The sequence below is a fragment of the Thermoanaerobaculia bacterium genome (assembly GCA_035593605.1).
Taxonomy (GTDB): domain Bacteria; phylum Acidobacteriota; class Thermoanaerobaculia; order UBA2201; family DAOSWS01; genus DAOSWS01.
The window spans coordinates 27,581-46,248 of the sequence record DAOSWS010000013.1 but is presented as its reverse complement, the minus strand read 5'-3'; the positions used below and the strand labels follow the sequence as shown (position 1 = coordinate 46,248).

The 18,668-nt window shown below is 57.7% G+C and carries 12 protein-coding genes; 8 read left to right on the top strand and 4 right to left on the bottom strand.

Going from position 1 to position 18,668, the window contains the following annotated elements; translation table 11 throughout:
• Positions 1-72 precede the first annotated feature (72 nt).
• The 3 genes from PLD04_08065 to PLD04_08055 all read left to right on the top strand — a co-directional run bounded on the left by PLD04_08065 (position 73) and on the right by PLD04_08055 (position 3,468).
• The gene (locus PLD04_08065; GenBank protein HXK68288.1) at positions 73-1,539 is read left to right on the top strand and encodes a sodium:solute symporter family protein; all 1,467 of its coding nucleotides are present in this window, start codon (positions 73-75) and stop codon (positions 1,537-1,539) included.
• A gap of 1 nt (position 1,540) precedes the next feature.
• Positions 1,541-2,788, top strand: a complete 1,248-nt coding sequence (locus PLD04_08060; protein HXK68287.1) for an aconitase/3-isopropylmalate dehydratase large subunit family protein — start codon at positions 1,541-1,543, stop codon at positions 2,786-2,788.
• 74 nt (positions 2,789-2,862) lie between these two features.
• Positions 2,863-3,468: a DUF1579 domain-containing protein gene (locus tag PLD04_08055; GenBank protein ID HXK68286.1), complete on the top strand. Its 606-nt coding sequence runs from the start codon at positions 2,863-2,865 to the stop codon at positions 3,466-3,468.
• Positions 3,469-3,498: 30 nt separating this feature from the next.
• On the opposite strand, the gene PLD04_08050 is transcribed toward PLD04_08055, so the two are convergent.
• The 4 genes from PLD04_08050 to PLD04_08035 all read right to left on the bottom strand — a co-directional run bounded on the left by PLD04_08050 (position 3,499) and on the right by PLD04_08035 (position 9,900).
• Entirely contained in the window at positions 3,499-4,413 is a 915-nt protein-coding gene (locus tag PLD04_08050) for a CPBP family intramembrane metalloprotease (GenBank protein ID HXK68285.1), read from the bottom strand.
• Between the two features lie 23 nt (positions 4,414-4,436).
• A complete protein-coding gene (locus PLD04_08045) occupies positions 4,437-4,859 on the bottom strand; it encodes a zf-TFIIB domain-containing protein (GenBank protein HXK68284.1) in 423 nt (140 codons plus the stop codon).
• Positions 4,860-4,883: 24 nt separating this feature from the next.
• Entirely contained in the window at positions 4,884-8,828 is a 3,945-nt protein-coding gene (locus PLD04_08040) for an N-acetylmuramoyl-L-alanine amidase (protein HXK68283.1), read from the bottom strand.
• Between the two features lie 79 nt (positions 8,829-8,907).
• Positions 8,908-9,900: a sodium:calcium antiporter gene (locus PLD04_08035; GenBank protein ID HXK68282.1), complete on the bottom strand. Its 993-nt coding sequence runs from the start codon at positions 9,898-9,900 to the stop codon at positions 8,908-8,910.
• 87 nt (positions 9,901-9,987) lie between these two features.
• On the opposite strand from PLD04_08035, the gene PLD04_08030 reads away from it, so the two are divergent.
• From PLD04_08030 to PLD04_08010, 5 genes are all read left to right on the top strand, one after another.
• Positions 9,988-14,448 (top strand): fibronectin type III domain-containing protein, encoded by a 4,461-nt coding sequence (locus PLD04_08030; protein ID HXK68281.1) that lies wholly within the window; start codon positions 9,988-9,990, stop codon positions 14,446-14,448.
• A gap of 72 nt (positions 14,449-14,520) precedes the next feature.
• The gene (locus tag PLD04_08025; GenBank protein HXK68280.1) at positions 14,521-15,345 is read left to right on the top strand and encodes a 4Fe-4S dicluster domain-containing protein; all 825 of its coding nucleotides are present in this window, start codon (positions 14,521-14,523) and stop codon (positions 15,343-15,345) included.
• A gap of 46 nt (positions 15,346-15,391) precedes the next feature.
• Positions 15,392-15,727 carry a hypothetical protein gene (locus PLD04_08020; protein HXK68279.1) on the top strand — a complete coding sequence of 112 codons (336 nt, stop codon included), beginning with the start codon at positions 15,392-15,394 and terminating at the stop codon, positions 15,725-15,727.
• Positions 15,728-15,778: 51 nt separating this feature from the next.
• Positions 15,779-17,110 (top strand): TolC family protein, encoded by a 1,332-nt coding sequence (locus PLD04_08015; protein ID HXK68278.1) that lies wholly within the window; start codon positions 15,779-15,781, stop codon positions 17,108-17,110.
• The gene (locus PLD04_08010) at positions 17,100-18,668 is read left to right on the top strand and encodes an efflux RND transporter periplasmic adaptor subunit (GenBank protein ID HXK68277.1); all 1,569 of its coding nucleotides are present in this window, start codon (positions 17,100-17,102) and stop codon (positions 18,666-18,668) included. The genes PLD04_08015 and PLD04_08010 overlap by 11 nt, the downstream gene beginning before the upstream one ends.

The window sequence follows — 18,668 nt, the reverse complement described above, 5'->3', positions numbered from 1 at the left end:
ACAAATCGCAAGAGTCCGGCCCGGCTCTGTGCTACAATCCACTACATTACCGCTGATTGATAGGGAGGTTTCGTGACGATCTACCTCTGGCTCCTGGTTGCTTACCTGGCTGTCCTGACGGTCTTTAATTTTCTCCGCGCCCGCAAGGTGAAGACGCAGGATGACATGATGGTTGCGGGCCGGTCCCTGCCGCTTCGGGTCATGGTCTTTACGTTGATCTGCACGTGGATCGGCTCGGGAACCTTCATCGCCGGAGCGGAGTACGCCGCCCAGGCCGGATTCACGAGCCTCTGGCTCGCCGCGGGCGCCTGGGTCGGAATTATCCTCATCTACTTTCTGGCCGGGAAAATCCGCACCTTCGGCCAGTACACCATCGGTGACATCCTGGAAGTCCGGTACGGTCCTGTAGCCCGCATCCTCGGGGCCATCGCCCTGATTATCTCCTTCACAGCCATCGTATCCTACCAGTTCGTGGCGGGTGGATTTATCCTTAACGTCATCACGGACGGAGCCATCTCCGATTCCACGGGAACCCTGATCACGGCCGCCTTCGTCATCCTCTTCACCGCCCTGGCGGGTATGGTAGCCGTGGCCTATACCGACCTGCCCAACGGCATCATTATTCTCCTGGCCTGCATCACCTCGGTCCCCTTCGTCTACGCGGCGGCCGGCGGTCTTTCCGGCGCCATGCAGGTCCTTCCCGCCGGTCACTTTCAGATCGTGAACGAAACGTTTGGAGCCCACCCGATCCTCAAAGCGGGAGGGTACTTCCTGAGCACGCTCCTCCTCCTCCTGGGCATCCAGTCGATGTACCAGAAGTTCTATTCGGCCAGGACCCCCAAGGATGCGAAGCAGGCTGTCCTCCTCTGGGTCATTGGAACGATCTTCGTCGAAACGGTTGTCGTGATCATTGCCGTTTTCGCCTACAGCAAATTCCAGGATCGTCTCGACCTCACGATCCCCAAGGAGGGAGGAAAGCTGGTCCTCATGGCCGCACGGGAGCTGGTTCCCCTGCCCATTGGAATCCTTCTCCTGGGCGCCGCCTGCGCCGTTGTCATCTCCACGGGAATGAACTACCTTCTCTCCCCCACAACCAACATCATGCGCGACGTTTACCAGCGCTTTATCAACAAGGACGCCAGCCAGGGATCAATGGTCGCACTCCAGAAGGTATTCGTGGTTCTCCTGGGGGTCGTAGCCTTCTTCCTGGCAACCCGCCTCACGTCAGTCCTTTCCATGAGCTACTTCGCCTACACGATCTACGGCGTGGCCATCACGCCAGCCCTGATCGCCGCCCTGGCCTGGAAGCGAGCGACAAAGACAGCGGGTATCGTCTCGATGTCTCTGGGAATCATCGTCACCCTCGGCCTCAAGATCTTCACTGCGGTCCGTCCCGATCTCTGCCCCGGCGGCGACCCCTACGGCATTCCCATGATCTACCCGGCCTTTGCCGTATCCTTCCTGGCGCTGGTCATCGTCTCCTACCTGACCCCCCCTCCGTCCAAAGAGACCCTCGCATCCTTCTTCCCGGAGAAATAACATGGCCTTCACAATCATCGAAAAGATCTTTTCTCGACATTCCAGTGACCCGGTAAAGCCGGGTGCCATCATCTGGCTGGATATCGACGTTCGTACCGCGCGAGATTTCGCCGGCGCCAATGTCGTAAAGAATTACCGGAAGAATTACGGATCCGATCCGGTAGCCGATGTGGCGAAGACCTACTTCACCTTCGATTGCAACGCGCCGGCCAATACAATTCCCTACGCCAACAACCAGATGACATGCCGAACTTTCGCCGAAGAGCAGGGAATCCGGGTCTTTGATGTGGATGCCGGGGTTGGAACCCACGTCCTCCTGGACGAAGGTCTCGTCGGACCTGGGGACACGGCCGTCGGAACCGATTCCCACTTCAACATCCTGGGTGCTGTGGGCGTTTTCGGCCAGGGGATGGGCGATACGGACATCGCCTTTGCCTTCAAAACAGGAAAGACCTGGTTCGAGGTACCACCCTCGATGAAGGTCACCTTCACCGGTTCATACTCCGATCCCTGTACAGCCAGGGACCTGACGCTTAAGGTCATGGAACGACTGGGAACACGGGGCGCCCTGAACCGTGCCGTCGAGTTTCTCGGGCCCGCCATCGACGAGCTCTCCCTGGACGGAAGGATCACCCTCTGCAGCCAGGTCACCGAGATGGGCGGCATCATCGGGTTCTGCCTGCCCGGAGGGGAAGCTCTCGAATACGTGAAGGCCCGAACCGGCAGGACCGACTTTCCCGACATCACACCCGACCCCGACGCTTCCTATATCGAGGAGCTCACGATCGATCTGAACAACCTGGAACCTCTCATCGCCCGGCCCGGCTCCCCGGCCGATGTCGTGCCCGTCAGGGATGTGGCCGGTACACGGATCCACTCGGTCTTTATCGGATCCTGCACCAACGGAAGGGTCTCGGACATCGAAGAGGTCGCCCGGGTCCTGAAGGGGAAGAAGGTGGCCGATGGCATCATGGTCAAGGTGGTCCCCACCACCAAGGAAGCCTTCGGGAGCCTTCTCAAGTCGGGTGCCCTGGAGGCCCTCTACGACGCCGGGGCGATCGTCTCCAACCCGGGCTGCGGCGGATGCGCCGCAGGCCAGATCGGCATGACGGGAAAGGGAGAGGTTGCCGTCTCCACGACAAACCGGAACTTCCGCGGCAAGCAGGGCGACGGGGAAACCTACCTCGCCAGCCCCTTAACCGCCGCCTACTCCGCCCTCACAGGCAAAATCACGGTCCCGGAGGGGTAGAGCCAGTACAAAATCCTCCATTGGAGACAACCTCAGTGCTACAATCAGTATTACGAATGAACCAGGAGGATTGTATGAGATTGTGGACTCTTATTCTTATGGGACTGTTGATCCTTGGCGTGGCCGGACTCGTTCTGGCCCAGGAAGCGGAAGCACCCGCCGTCGATCCCCAGATGCAGGCGATGATGGCCCTGATGGAGCAGTACGGCACGCCGGGACCGGAGCACAAGCTTCTCCTTGAGGGTGTCGGGACATGGGATGTGGCCTCCAAATACTGGATGGATCCCGCAGCTCCCCCGATGGAATCGAAGGGGAAGTCGGTTCAGCGGGCCATCCTGGGAGGCCGCTACATTCAGTACGACTACGAGGGCGATGCCATGGGAATGCCCTTCCAGGGGTACGGGCTTTCAGGGTACGACCGGTATAACAAAAAGTATGTCAGCCTCTGGCTAGACACCTGGAGCACGGGCTTTTACTTCACCGAGGGGACCTGCGATCCGGAAAACAAGGTCTGCACTGAAACCGGTGTATGGGATGACTACACCACCGGAACCAAGATGAAGGTCAAGAACGTCTACACCCACATCAACAGAGACAAGTTCGTCATGGAGATGTACATGGTGATGCCCGACGGCAAGGAAGTCCGAACGATGGAGCTGACCTACACCCGCCAGAAATAAGAGTTTTCGTTTGAGAACAGAATCATTCTATTACCCCCTCACCCAGAGAAGGGCATAAGACAGGAATACCACGACATCGGGAAGGAAGTGGATGAACCAGGGCCAGAAAAATCCCCGGGTCTCCACCATGGCCTTCCCCATAATCCAGGCCAGGAAACCCGTCATGAGGAACCCGACCAGCCCCGGGGGAGAACCGTAGAGCCAGTGAGCAAGGCCGAAAAAGAGGATGTTGATCAGGTGAGTATGCCCCCTGCCGATAACCCCGGGAAGCATGGAAAAGAGGGTCGCCCGAAAGTACGTTTCCTCGGCAAAGGCGTTGATCGCGGCAAAGAGAATCACCGCAGGAAGGAGGGGCACAATCCTTCCCATTTCCGTTACGGTTGGCTTCAGGGAAAAAACCGTGGGAAAGGCCACTGCCGCCGCCGCGACCAGCCCGAAGATCCAGCCGAAGGTCTTCCACGACTCCCCGGAGCGGATCCCCAGCCATCGAACCGGTTCGATGGGCGCGGATAGATTCCCCTTCACGAAGAAAAAATCCGTTCTCCGCCGTTTGACGATCCAGAGCGCGAGAATAACCACAAAGGTGACTCCGATATCCCTGAGATAGGGGCGAAGGTAGGCCAGCGTGAACGAACGGGTCGATTCGTCAATCAGACCGGCCCACCAGGCCGACGTGCGAATTACGTCGGAGAGAGACAGCATGGCAAAAAATACCGCCATGACCAGGGCATAGGGCCGAAGGGGCCGAACCATCTTCCAAAGGGAGCAAACCAGAAGAAAAACAGCCAGAAAGACCAATTTCCCCGGGAGGAGCCAGGATGGCACCGGCCCGAAAAGCGAGGCAGCCATGTCGGGAAGATCGGAGACAAGGAGAATGGAAAGCCATGCCAGAATAATCAAGGTTGTGTTGTTGGAAACACCGGCATCGTGGATTTCAGATTCCATGACAGATCTCCCTGTAGGGATCGTTAGAAAAGCCGGGTATAGAACCCCTTTACGGCATCGCCGATTTCATCCACCCAGTCCCCCGATGGGTTGAACCAGGGCCGATCGGAATCCCCCCGATACGCCCGAAAGATGGCCTGGATCTCTCCCGAATCGAGCCAGATTCCACGGCACGTCGGACAGATGTCGATGTCCGCTGTTTTGAAGGTCCGGGATTTCATCGCCTGGTCGAGACAGACGGGACAGGACCGTTTCTTGTTCCGGGGAACCCGGCCGGTTCGAAGAATCTGGGCCGGGAGCTGGCTGATATCAAAATTGACCGCATCACCCAGGGCCAGAAGCTCTCCCTGGTCAAACCACAGTCCCTTGCAGAAGGAACAGTAGTCGACCTCGATGCCCGACAGGGTCCGCCGGGAGAGAATGTGATCGCACTCGGGACAGGACATGGTATGCGCTCCTTTCAGCAGACGCTACAGGTCGGTTTCCTTAATCCAGCGAACGGCATCGGCGATAACGACCTTTCCTCCCGGTTCGGCATCATCCAGAACGACGGGATAGGAACCGTCCGGCTCGAGCCATCGGGTCTGGAGGGTAACCCACTGTCCGCCATTGATCGACTGATCCACCGGTACCAGGGTCGTACCTCCGGCGTGCTGAATCGTGAAGCGGGCTTCGGTGGAACGGTTGGTCCCCTGGGGATAGTAAACGGACACCTGGTAGAGCCCGCGTTCCCGGACGGGAAAGGACCAGGCGGCGGTCGAGGCTCCAGTGCCTCCCGTGGCAATGTACCGGTAATTTTCACCCCATTTATCGGTCGAACTGGTCCCCAGGGTCCATGTGCCGGAAAAAACGGCATCGGGATTGTCGACAATGGTCTCGTACACGCTCACCGCCAGTTCCCGGTTCCCGGCACCATCCACGGCTTCGACGTGGTAGAACCAGCAACCGGAAATGGGTTCATCGGTATCGGTCCAGGCATGGGTCCCGGGTGTGGCCACAATTTCTCCTTCCTGGGCCGGATCCTCGGAACGGTATACGCGATAGGACACTCCGGTTTCCGTGGAGCCTTTCCGGTCGAGGGTAACGGCTGTCCAGGTCCATTGCGTGCCGCTCTCTTCCCAGGCCAGGGTGTCCCCCACAGGGGCTGGCGATGTCGTATCTCCCGGCGTAGCCGAAAATGCAAGGTTTAACGTGTACGCACCGGGATACTGGGTTCCGGAGTCGTGGGTCCAGGTATCGCAGACCAGGAAGTAGGTTCCCGGGGTTACACCATAGGTAAAACCGGTGTCATGACGGGCAAGGCAGGAGGTCGGCGAACAGGCTGCGAGAAGGTGAGGATCGATGTCAACACCCGCGCCGTCGGAGAGGCTCACGGTGAGGTTCCCCGGCTGAAGGATGGTGAGCCGGTAGACCACCTCCGGTCCCGCCTCGGAACCCGTGGAGGGAGGACAGCTGTAACCATCAATCCGGGAAGGCATCCCCGACGTGGTATTGGAATCTACATAGGGAAAGGTGTCAACTTCGATGGCGCCCTCGCATGGATCGGGAACAGAGGTTCCAAAGAAATCCAGGATGTCGGCCATCGTCTCGTTGCGGGCGGAAGCTGAGGTGATCGTCTCAAAGGGAAATCCGAAGAGAACAATCCGGTTCAAACCGCCGTCATACTGGAGACCTGCCGTACCGCCGCTTCCTCCGCTGTAGGAAAGAGCGGCCACAGCTCCTCCCAGTGGGGTCAGCTGATCGGGATAGTTGGCGTCGTACTCGCCGAAGGTGTTGTCGTCAAAGAAAAAAGCGGCGTTTCCGTCATAGATGGATCCCGATACAGGAGCGACGTTGTAGGTCCCGGCATCGTCTCCGGCATAGTCGGCCTTGAGGTAGGTATTGTAAAAGGTGGGACCGTTTCCCTTGTAATCGAGGTCCCACCCGATTTCGGAACCGGATACGAAGAGATTGCCTCCCGAATCGAGATAGGATTCAAGGAGAGACTGTTCCGCATTTTCAAAGGTGTGATCGGTTGTCGATTCCTCGCCGCAGGTCCAGATCACAACGCCGTAAGAGGAGAGGGAAACCAGCCCGTCCCGCACGGCTTCGTTGGCGACGGAATCAAAGGGACTTCCATAGGCATCGATGGAGGTACCGTAAGAAATGATGTACCGGTACGAGTTCATCATGTCGACGTACCCCCGGTGGAGGGCGTTGGTACTGTAGGGATCGTCAGTCACGACGATGAGACCCTGGTCCATGCGGTCGAATGCCGTCACCACGAGGATGGTCACACTTCCCGTAGAGGCCCGTGCCGCCAGGGTTTCCGTGGGAAAGGACTCCCCTCCGGCATTGGCTGCCGTGACCCGGTAATAGGCTACCGTCCCCTCCGGAACTGTAATGTCGGTCCACGTCGTACCCGTCACGGCAGTCCCGTCGTCGAATCCCCGGCCGTCAAAGCTCCGGTAGACCCGGTAGCCCTCCGCCGCGTCCCCGTAGAGGCCGTCTCCCGTGTCGTAGGGAGGGGCGTTCCAGGACAGTGTGATCTCTCCGCCCCCGCTGTTGAGGACCCTAAAATGCGTGGGGGGTTCGGGGAGGAGTGTGTAGGTGGGATCCCCGTCCCGGTCGGCAAAGTACTTTGCGATTCCCTGATAGACCGCCCGGGCCAGGGTCATTCGAAAGTACGGGTTCTGAAGGTAGAGCGCATCTGTGGCGTTGTCGTGAAAGGCCATTTCGTAGATGACGCCGGGCGTCTCATTGTTGTAATTGGGATTGATCTCCCCATACCAGTTGGTGTGTTCCCCCCGGTCTCCCCAGAGAGGATCGAAGGCTGCCCGGAGGTCATTGATGAGTTCCGTGTGGACAAGGTGACGAAGCTCCAGGCTCCCGGCAACCCCATTGAACGCGGCATCCCATCCTCCGGAGGCATAGGCAAAAGACGAGGTGCCCCGGGAAGTCCCCGCAAAAGCGTTGGTATGCCACGAAATGTAAACGGAATCTTCCCATCCCTCGTTTTCCCATGCGACGTAGCGGGGCATGGCCGTGACCGTGCTGGTCCCGCACGTGGCCGAGGGGCATCCCATAAAGTTGGCGAAGTAGGGCCCGGCCTCTTCAAATCTCGGCCAGTTGGAAGGAAAGGGCTCCCCGAAGGGCTGTTCGGCTCCCGTTCCCCCTCCGAACCGGACGGCGTCGGCGACGACAAAGTTCGAGGATTCACCACTCACGTTGGATACGACCACGGATCCTGCGGCCAGGCTTGATCCTGCATTGAAGTGAAACCGGCCCAGGTAGCGGAATGTGTAGCCGTCCACCTCCATGTTTCTTGTAATAACAGTCTCTCCCCCGGTATGGCGGACCGTGATCTGTGCATCCGACGCGTTACTGCTTCCTCCGATATACCAGATCGAGACATAGTAATCCCCGGCTTCCGGAATCGTAGGCGTGAAGGTGGCGGTCGCCGTTTCCGTCGAACTGGTTCCGGCCTGTCTATAATTTCCATCATGGGCATCGGCGGAGGTTATCGTGGTCCAGGACCCGGTTTCGGAGTAGCCAGGATCCCCATTGTCCACGATGACCATGTTGTCATTCATGTCCCGTTCCCGGCAGGTGTAAACCCCCGCCCCGGCGTTCCATAGATAGTGGACCAGGTAGGTGTCCACCGCCTCCGCGTTGGAGAGGTCTTCCACGATGTTGTTGGTGTTTCCGCGCTGAGTCGCCCACCTTCCCAAGCCGCTATCGTAATACCATCCGTGGCCCGGGTTAAGGAAAATGCTCTTTCCCGAAAGATATCCCGCCGGCTGTCCCTGTCCCGGAGCCGGGGGTTGACCAGTGGCCCGGAGCCCTTCGGTCACCTCTTCTTCCGAGGGTTTTGGGGGTACGGGAGGAAGGCGGGGCAGGAAGTGGTCCAGCGGGTAATGGAGACCGTCGGCAGGATCACGGATCATGAGCACGTGGCGTCGAATGGAGGGAACATTGAAATCGAGCCCAAGGAAGATTTCAGATAGGGCCTGGGCCGAATCGGGCGTCAGATTATTGAGGGTGCGCACAGGAAGCGTGACGAAGAACCCGCCCTGATCCCCCCTGACCCGGATTTCATCTATGATGATTCCCTCCGGAAGTGCGGAGCTCAGCCCGTCCGTTCCCTCGTAATAATCGGGCCCGTCCAAAGCAGCCCGCACGGCTGCCCGAAGCCTTGCCTCACCCCATGGATCGGGATCATCCTGGTTGCGGAGTACATTCTCCAGGTCTCGATCCCGTCTCTGAACCCAGATCAGGGATCCATTCGAATCCCGGAGGGGCATAACGATCGTATCATCCTGCAGTTCCTGTGAAGAATTGAGCGCGGCTTCCCCTGGATCAGGGGTATCTTCACCAGGGAGAAAACCGCTCCCAAGGAGGAGAAGTACGGCAAGAAAAACCAGCATCGTGCGCATCACAGTCAGGGCCCTCCCGTGTCACAGGACTCTTTCGGGATTCCTCTATTATAAAGCATCGACTTCGGGCCCGAAAAAATCACACCTGTGTAAGGAGATAGGCGGAGAATCCCATGTAGGCAAGGAGGAGGAGAATGGACTCCACGGTGAAACGTCCGATGCGACCCGGGATCGGCGTGACCATCCCGAGGGCAACAAGTCCGGAGAGAAAGATCCCGACAAGGGCGGTCTTGCTGTGAATGGGTGAGGCTGCAGTCAGAATAGGGGATCGGCGGTAAGCAATATCGGCAAAGAATAGAATATTCATGTTAAAGATGTTGGAACCCAGGGCATTGCCCACTGCAAGGTCCACCGATCCGATCCGGATCGCAGCGAGACAGGTGATGAGCTCCGGTGCGGAGGTAACCAGAGCTACAAGGGTCGTTCCAATGACAGTTTCCCCAAGTCCCGAAAGGTCCGCAATAGTCTTCGCGGAATAGCTCAAAAGGGAAGCCGCCGCAATCAGAAGGAGCGCGGAGGCGGCAAAGAGGAGCCAGAGACGCCCCGTTCCCCTCGAATCGACCTCCATGGTTTCAACCCCGATGGGTGGAAGCTTGAGATCCACCCTTGCCCGAACCCTGAGTAAGTAGATCCAGAGAAGGTAGACGGCCGGGATCGCCAGGGTCCACACTCCGACATGGAAAAGGCCTGTGGTTTCCCCTGCCAGGAGCCCCAGGCAGGCAAGGGTGGAGAGGATCATTCCCAGAACGGCCGCAGGAACCTGGCTCTGGGAAGCGGCCTGAAGCATGGATTTCCCTCCCCAGACAATTCCGCAGATACCCAGGATCGCCATGTTAAAGAGATTGGATCCGAAAACATTGCCAAGAGCGATATCGGCATACCCCATGGTCCCTGCGGAGACAGACGCGGCTGCTTCCGGAAGGGATGTCGCCCCGGCCAGAAGGATGGACCCCACGAAGACCCTGCCCATTCGGGTTCGTTCCGCCAGGGTATCGCAGGTCCGGGTCAGGGTGCGGCCGGCAAGCCATACAGCCACCATACTTCCCAGGAAGATCATCAGGGACTGGATCATCTCGGCATTCTAGCACGGGGATGGCCCGGTTCAGACGGTCGATAGAAAGATTATTTCTAAACCATAGAGTGATATACTGATTTTGCCATGAAGACAATCGTTATCCGTCCCGTCCTTTTTATTGCCACCGCAATCTTTCTTATGTCGGCCCTTCTTCCCGCCGCAGCCGTTCTCTTCGACGCCTCTCACCACGAAATGGCAGCCAATGCCGACTGGGTCATCGATTCCGATGCCTGGAACCTGACGATGAATGCCTATCCCTGCACGGGAACAACAAATGAGGCCAACCCTCAGCGCTATCCGACGCCCGACCAGTCGGGGGTTACGGGGTCCACTCTGGAAACGTACTGGAAGGGCGGCATTTCCGCCTGGGGCATCGAGCTCGTCAAAGCGGGCCACTCGGTCGAAACCCTTCCAGACGGGTCGTCCTTCACCTATGGGACCCCCGATTCCCAGGATCTGAGCAATTACGACCTGGTCATCATCGTGGAACCCAATAAACCATTCTCGTCCGGTGAAATCACGGCCCTTCTGAATTTTGTCGCTGCCGGAGGCGGCCTCTTCATGGTGGCCGACCATGAAACCTCGGACCGTGATTGCGACGGATGGGACAGCCCCCATATTTTCAATGATCTAACAGGGGCTACATCGGCCACAGACGCCGGCGTCTTCGGGATCTGGTTCCGTGTGGATGGAACCGACACCCGCCCCTCCGAGGACTGGTTTGACGATCCGACGGACAACAACGTTTCCACCGATCCCCTGGACCCCATCATTCACGGTCCCTTTGGTGACGGGTCGGGTGGTCTGGGCTTCTTTGGCGCCACCTCAATGGATATCAATCTTTCAGACAACCCGACGGTCAAGGCCCATGTGTGGAGGACGGGGCAGGCCCACGACAACTTTCGGGTCACCTTTGCCACGGCGGCTTACGGGTCTGGTCGGGTTGCCGCTATCGGAGATTCCTCTCCCGCCGATGACGGAACCGGGGACTCAGGAGATACTCTCTATGACGGATGGGACAAGGCCTCCGGAGGCGTCAACAATCGCGAAATTCACCTGAACGCCTGCGACTGGCTCATCAATGCCGTTCCCGATACGACCGATCCCCAGATCACGGCCGGCCCCTCCGCGGACCCGGCCGACTGTTCCGCAGTGATTACCTGGACCACTGATGAATCGGCCACGTCCGGTGTGGACTACGGTGAAACGGATGCCTACGGATCCACTGAAACACTCGTTGGCCTGAGGACCAGCCATTCCATTACCCTGACCGGCCTTTCCCCCTCTACTCTTTACCATTACCAGGTCTATTCTTCCGATGCCTCAGGGAACGGACCGACGTATAGTAACGACTCCACTTTTTCTACCACGGCCACGACACAGCCGACGATCACCGCCGGGCCCTTCGAAACGAACCTGGCAGACACGTCGGTCACCATCTCCTGGACTACGGACAAGACCGGCGATTCGACGGTCCGGTACGGAACGTCACCGGCTCTCGGATCGACGGAATCCATGGCGGAATCGGTCACCGACCACGTCATGGCCCTTTCCGGTCTGACATCCTCCACCCTCTACTACTATGAAGTCGAAACGACGGATGCGTGCGGAAACACCGTCACCAGCTCCCCGTTCACCTTCACGACCGCCGAGACACCGCCCCAGCTGGACATCAGCGGCTGGAAGCTGATCAATACGACCAACAGCCAGTACGTCACCATCATGCCGGCCGGCACCTTTATCGAGTCGGGAGGTTACGTCGTCGTTGGGCGTAACAATTCCCAGGCAGGCTTTGAGACAGAGTGGGGTGCACTTCCTTCCGGTACGGTCTACGTCAACTCCGGCGACAAAATCGTCATCAATTCCAGCAGTTATGCCTATCGTCTGGAAGATGACATCGGGACGATCATCGATGGCCCGACGGTGAGCAGTGATGCCAACCTGTCGGTCTTCCGGGTCGACAACTGCGGCGACCCGGGACTCGGTGCAACATGGCATGAGCGCACCGACAACCTGGGCGACCCGGGAGCGGGAGCTCCAACGACCTGCGGTGCGGGCGTTGTCATTACCGAAATGACCGACGGCGCCAGTTCGATCAACGAATATATCGAGCTCTTCTACGACGGGGGCATGGCAGAGCCGGATACCACGCCTCCCGTGATTTCCAACGTTTCCGTCACACCCTCCGAATGTTCAGCTCTGATTACCTGGACCACCGATGAAGATGCCAATTCCATCGTGGAATACGGCCTCTCCGATCCTCCTCTGGACAGCCAGTTCGATGGTACCCGGGTGACCAGCCATTCCATACCCCTTAACGGCCTGACCCCGGGAACTCTCTATTACTATCGGGTCGGATCGACCGATGCATCGAATAACGGCCCCGCGTGGAGCTCCGTCTCGACCTTCACAACCTCGGCCGCGACTCAGCCAGCGATTACGGTCGGACCCTTTGAAACGAACCTGGCGGATACGTCCGTCACCATCTCCTGGACGACGGACAAGGAAGGTGATTCCACCGTGCGGTACGGCACAACACCCGCCCTTGGATCGACCGAATCTCTAACGGAATCGATCACGAATCACGTCGTTCCTCTATCCGGCCTCACGGCATCAACGCTGTATTACTACGAGGTCGAAACTCGAGACGTGTGCGGAAACACCGTCACCAGCTCCCCGTTCACTTTTTCAACCACAGACACCCCGACCCAGCTGGACATCAGCGGCTGGAAGTTGATCAATACAACCAACAGCCAGTACGTCGCCATTATGCCGGCCGGTACTTTTATCCAGTCGGGAGGCTACGTTGTCGTTGGACGAAATAACACCCGGGCAGGCTTTGAGACGGAATGGGGAGCGCTTCCTTCCGGTACGGTCTATATCAACTCCGGGGATGAGCTTGTCATCAACTCCAGCAACTATGCCTATCGTCTGGAGGATGAGGTCGGGACGATCATTGAAGGACCGACCGTGGGCAGTGGCGCCAACCTTTCGGTTTACCGCGTCGATAACTGCGGAGAATCGGAAGTCGGCTCGACATGGCAGACACGGACCGACACCCTGGGGGATCCGGGAGCGGGAGCACCGACTTCCTGCGGTGCGGGGATCGTCATCACCGAAATGACGGATGGTGCCAGTTCAAACAACGAATATATCGAGCTCTTCTACGACGGGGGAGTGACGGAGCCGGACACGACTCCGCCTGTGGTCTCCAGCGTTTCCGCGACACCCGCCGAGTGCTCGGCTCTTATTACCTGGACGACTGATGAAGATGCCAGTTCCATCGTTGAGTACGGCCTTTCCGATCCTCCCACAGGTAACCAGTTCGACGGCACCCGGGTCACCAGCCATTCCATCCCACTTACCGGATTGGACACCGGAACTCTCTATTACTTCCGGGTTGGATCGACAGACGCCTCCGGCAATGGTCCCACGTGGAGCTCGGTATCCACCTTTACGACCTCGGAAAGCTATCCAGCTCATTCCGGAATTACGGAGTCTCCCATATCCAACGTGCAGACCACGATCTCCTTCACGACCGACGAAGACACGAACAGTACCGTGGAGTATGGAACGACCCTCACATACGGATCCACCCAATCTGATGGTCCAGCCACAAACCACTCTCTGGTTCTTTCCGGGCTGACCCAGGACACACCGTACCACTACCGAATCCGCTCCACCGATGCCTGCGGACTTGAAACGATCTCGGAAGACCGGATGTTTGTCACAGCTCCAGATGGTGTAGGTCCTTCCACGGACCACCTGGTAATCAGTCAGATTCAGACTCAGGGTGCTGCAAATCATGACGATGAATGTGTCGAACTGTACAATCCGACGGGTGCGGCCATCAGCCTCAGCGGAAAGAGTATTCAATACAAATCGGACACAGGCAGCACCTATACTGTGGTCGCATTACCCTCGGTTTCGATTCCCTCCCACGAATACTTTCTTCTTGCGAGATCCGGGGGTTACCTTGGCTCCGTGACTCCGGACCTAACCTATTCGACATTTTACATGGGTGCGGGAGGTGGAAATCTCTTTCTGGTGAATTCCACCTCCGCCCTTTCGGGAAGCTGTTCCACCGACGCTTCGATCATCGACAAGGTGGCCTGGGGCACCGGGAACTGCCCGGAAACGACATCTACACCGGCTCATGATGCCGGGCAATCCCTGGTCCGCCTTCCTGGAGGTACATCAGGTTCGGGCCAGGACACCGATGTCAATGTGAATGACTTCTTCGTGGACACCTCTCCCACACCCCATAACTCCTCTTCACCCGCTGCATCTCCCTCCTCTTCCCTCGGCAATGTCCGCGTATCCCTCTTTCTCACGAAGGGGGTGGATACTACAGACCTGGATTGGGGAACTGCGGCCGGAGCCACGGGTTACATCGTCTATTGGGGTACAGCCCCGGATTTCATGGGTGGGACACCCGATTCCTGGCAGACGGTTATCAGCGAAGGTACGGACGACCGAAGTCCCTCCCCGATCTACTTCTATGACGTGAGGGCCACCAACGGAACCGATATCTCCGACGACTGATCGTTATCTTACCTCCTTGACATATTAGGATTCCTAATATACAATGGCGGGAATGATGTCAAGGAGAGCGTCATGCCGAAAGTCATGAGAAAAATGATCCAAATCGATGAAGACCGCTGTGACGGGTGCGGTCTCTGCATGCCGTCCTGTCCGGAGCAGGCCCTTCAGCTCGTAGATACACCGGCGGGGAAGAAGGCCCGGCTGGTCGGGGAGATTTTCTGTGACGGCCTGGGAGCCTGCGTAGGAGCCTGTCCCACCGGCGCCATGACCGTTCAGGAAATGGAAGCGGAGCCCTATGATGATTCGGCCACGGTTCAGCGGATCAGGGAAGTCGCTCCGGAGATGCTCCAGGCCCACATGGACCATATGCGGGAGCATGGAATGGTAGACAATTCCAGGGAATCAAACACGGTTCAGCTCCACCATGGAGGCGGATGTCCCGGATCCCGAATGATCGCGTGGAAAGAGGAGGCGTCATCAGGGGAAGAGCCGGAAGACATTCCCTCCGAGCTGACGCAGTGGCCGGTTCAGCTGCACCTGGTCTCCCCTTCCGCCCCTTACTTTCGGGATGCCGACCTGGTCATCGCCGCCGATTGTGTACCCTTCGCCTATCCTAATTTTCACCGGGATTTCCTGAAAGGCAAGGCTGTTGCCGTCGGCTGTCCCAAGCTGGACGATATTCAGGCTTACATTTCAAAGATTCGCGACATCGCCCGCCAATCCCGACCCCGGTCCATTCAGGTGGCTTTCATGGAAGTCCCCTGCTGTTTCGGACTCGTACAGGCCGTGAAAATGGCCGTGAACCAGGCAGAACTGGACATCCCCGTGGAACCCGTCCGAATTTCCGTACGGGGAGAAAAAGAAGTCCTTTCCGAGACCCGTCGGCAGGCAGGATAACCTTGCCGGTGGAATAGATGGTCATGCAATATGTTATCCTAAGGATATGAGAGTTGTTTCGGTTTTTATCCTGGCCGGTCTCCTCACCCTTTTGACACCGGCGTTTCCCGTCGGGCATGCCTGCCCGATGTCGGGGAGCAGCGTGTGCCATTGCAACCATAAGGCCCAGGACAACCCCTGTTGTACCGAGACACCGGACCCCCATGATGAGCACGCGGTCACGCTGCGGCCCATGGGATCCGACAATACGGAAATCATTGCTGTCCTTCCCGTCGTGATGGATGAAACAACGAATCCTTCCCGGCAGGTTTCCAGGGAGAACGTTCTCCCTCCCCGACACGGCCCCCCTATTTTTCTGAAAGTTTCTTCCTTACTCATTTAACCAGACCTCCAGCCAGGCGAGTTTTTTTACTCACCCAAGGAGGTGTGTTTTATGCTGCATCGTATCTGTTTCTTTTATCTCGTGGTTATTACCGCAACATCGTTTCTCTCTGCCCAGGATGTTCTCTCACCGGCGGAAGATCTTGTCTCCGCGGAATCGAATGAAGATATTCGATCCCTGCTGAACGAAGTCATTCGCTCCAACCCGGACATCCTGGCTTCGGAGGCTTCCGCACGGGCGGCGGCGGAACGGGCACCCCAGGTCCGATCCCTTCCCGACCCCATGGTAGGCCTTACCACCTACATCATGTCCCCTGAGACCAGGCTGGGCCCTCAGCGGCTTATGGCTTCCCTGTCCCAGACCTTCCCATGGTTCGGGAAACTAAAGCTAAGAGAAAAGGCGGCCCTTTTTGAATCCGCTTCAGCTTTGGCCGGCACGGAAGCCCAAAAACTGGACTTTGTGACCCGGGCCCGGGAGCATCTCTCCGAGATTGCTTTCCTGGATGGAAGAGCCGATCTAATCCGTCAGGATATGGAGATCCTTTCCCATTTTGAAGAGCTGGCGCGAACCCGCTACATTTCGGGGACGGGACTGCAACAGGCAATTCTAAAAATCCAGTCCGAGATCACCCTGGACGAGCAGAAGCTTCTGGACATTCAAAAGGAACGTGCTCGACGCGTCGCTCTTCTGAACGGCCTGATGAACCGCTCCCAGGAGGTCCCGATTCTCTCCGTTCCTCCTCTTCCGGAACCGGTTGAAATCCAGGTTCAATACGCACAATGGAGGGAGGAAGCGGTACTCAGACGGCCCGAGCTGGCAGCCCGGCACGCCATGATCCAGGCCTGGGAAGCTCGTATGGAGGAGGCGAAAGCCAACTTTTACCCCGATATTACAGCGGGCCTGACCTACACCGCCGTGGGACGCCGGAGTGATGCCGACCCCAGCAACAACGGTCGGGACATTCTTGGGCTTACCGCAGGGATCAATCTTCCCATCCATCGGGAGAGAAGAACCGCAGCCCTGGAGGAAGCCACCCAGCGGCAGATTGAGGCCGAGCACCTCCTGCAATCGACGGAGCGCTCCATCGATGAAAGCCTCGGCGATCTTTCTTCCCGTCTTCCTCTGCTCTGGAACCAGTGGATTCTCTTTCGGGACGTGCTGACCCTTCAGGCGCAGGAGTCTCTGAATTCCACCCTGGCAGCGTATTCATCCGGCACTCTGGGAGCGCTGGAACTTCTCGATTCGGAACGCGTTCTTCTGAATGTTCGAATTTCCTCTTTACGAACACAGGCCGATATAGCGGGGGCTTTCATCCGGCTCGAAGGTGTAATTGGAGCCCCCCTGGCCTTGCTGGCTGAAGGAGTCCCCCCTCATGAAAACTAAACTATCCTTTCTGATTCTCGGCATAATCGTCGGGATCATTCTCTTTCTTGATCCCTTTCACATGCATTCCATCGATGAGTGGCTCAGGGGATCCAGTTCCGTAACTTTTGAGAAAGATGCGAAAGAAACACAGCTCTGGACCTGTGGAATGCATCCCGATGTAATTCAGGACCATCCGGGAACCTGTCCCATATGCCAGATGGATCTCGTTCCTTTACAACACGCCGCTGTGTCGAGCGAGCCCGTTTCCCAGGAAAGTAAAATCCTGTACACCTGTCCCATGCACCCGGACATCCTCCAGGAAGAGCCGGGAGAGTGCCCCGTTTGCGGGATGGATCTCGTTCCGGCCCGTAAGCCGGACTCCGTACCAAAACCGCAGGATTCAGACAGCGGGAAAGTACTCTTCTATCGAAACCCCATGGACCCTTCCATCACATCCCCGGTGCCGCAAAAAGATGAAATGGGCATGGATTACGTTCCCGTCTATGAGGGAGAGGCTGACCGCACGGGATCCTCGGGCGCCACCGTGACCATCGACCCTGCAGTGGTGCAAACCATGAACGTTCGGACCGACACCGTTCAGCGAATGGATTTGACCCACTCCATCCGCACGGTTGGCTACCTGGACTTTGACCAGGAAAGGATGACCACCGTGACACCCAAGTACGAAGGCTGGGTAGAGCGGGTGTATGTCAACTACCCGGGCCAGTCTGTAAAAAAGGGTGACCCTCTCTTTGATATTTACTCGCCATCCCTTGTTCAGACGCAACAGGAACTTCTCTCCGCAAAGGCGTATGCCGAGGGACTTTCCGGTGCGTCCCAGGAAACAAGAAGACGTGCAGAATCCCTTCTCGATGCAACCCGGGAAAGGCTTCGGTACTGGGATATCCAGGAGGACCAGGTCCGTGAGATTGAGGAATCGGGGTCCATACTTCGAACCCTGACCGTTACCGCTCCAGTATCCGGCCTGGTCATGAAGCGAATGGACAGCCTTGCTGGAATGGCAGTCCGGCCCGGGATGGAGCTCTTTCATATCGCCGATCTTTCCACGCTATGGCTGAATGTGGAAATCTACGAGGAACAACTTCCGTGGCTTGACATCGGAAGCACCGCGGATGTCTCTCTTCCCTACCTGCCTGGAAAGACCCACACAGGTCGAATCCGCTACATCGAGCCGGCCGTTAAAGAAAAAACGCGAACCCTTACGGTCACTCTGGAATTGCAAAACCGATCGGGAGATCTTCGATCGGGAATGTATGCCACTGTGACCTTCAAGCCGGTTGCAGCCCGCAATGTTCTGACCATTCCAACCCAGTCGGTCCTTCGGACCGGAGAGAAAGATGTTGTGATTGTCGATCTGGGAGAAGGTCGTTATGCTCCCCGAACCGTAACACTCGGCAGGGCAGGCGAAGACCGCACCGAGATTCTCCAGGGCCTCAAGGAGGGGGAAAGAATTGTCACCTCTTCCCAGTTTCTCATCGACTCCGAATCCAACCTGAGAGAGGCGGTCAAGAAGATGGTTGAGAAGCTCACCGGATCTTCCGGTCCGCTTTCCTGA